This is a genomic window from Desemzia sp. FAM 23989 (assembly GCF_045528345.1).
Classification (GTDB): Bacteria; Bacillota; Bacilli; order Lactobacillales; family Carnobacteriaceae; genus Desemzia.
Genome location: NZ_JBGQQT010000060.1, coordinates 1 through 656 on the forward strand (window position 1 = coordinate 1; position 656 = coordinate 656).

At 32.3% G+C, this 656-nt stretch carries 1 protein-coding gene; it reads right to left on the bottom strand.

Annotation, left to right across the window (positions count from 1 at the left end; genetic code table 11):
• Positions 1-120: 120 nt before the first annotated feature.
• On the bottom strand, positions 121-624 hold the full coding sequence (locus ACEN36_RS13025) for a CPBP family intramembrane glutamic endopeptidase (RefSeq protein WP_407126901.1): 504 nt from the start codon (positions 622-624) through the stop codon (positions 121-123).
• Positions 625-656: the final 32 nt, after the last annotated feature.

The following is a 656-nucleotide window of genomic DNA, read 5'->3' on the forward strand; positions in this document are numbered from 1 at the left end:
GGAATCAGCTAAATAAGCAAAATTTTCTGGAAATAGTCATCCTTTGCGTAAGCATTCGATTTTTTTTACTTTTTTCAAGAAAATAATAATTCAGAATATTCTGACTATATTTATGCAACACTAGTGAGAGCCGATCTGAAAAACATTTTCTATAGTTTGTAAAGATGGTAATTGACTGATTTGCACTTCTGTTTCAGGCAAAAGTAATGGGAGTCCCGCTAAGAAGTTATGGAAAGAATGTATTATCATCGGAAACACTAATTTTTGTGTTTTAATATACAACAAACCATAGATCATTCCACTAAAAAACTGAGGTAAAAAGAAGCTTTCAACATGTAATAAAGAAAACAGCAAAGAACTAATCATTACAGCACTCATTAGTTTTCTCTTAGTTCCTAACCGATTAATTAAATACCCTCGAAAATAAAGTTCTTCCGCAACTGGAGCCAAAAAGACTGTTACAAAAAAATTTAGCAGTTTATATATATAAGGTCCATTCTCAGTCGTGGAAGGAGTTAAAAGGAACTCATAATCGAGTAGGAGGTAAATAATTAATTTATTTACCGTCCTCTCACACCACCGTACGTACCGTTCGGTATACGGCGGTTCAATTTTATATAACATGCTTTTGTTTTAAATAGTAACTATCTGGAGAT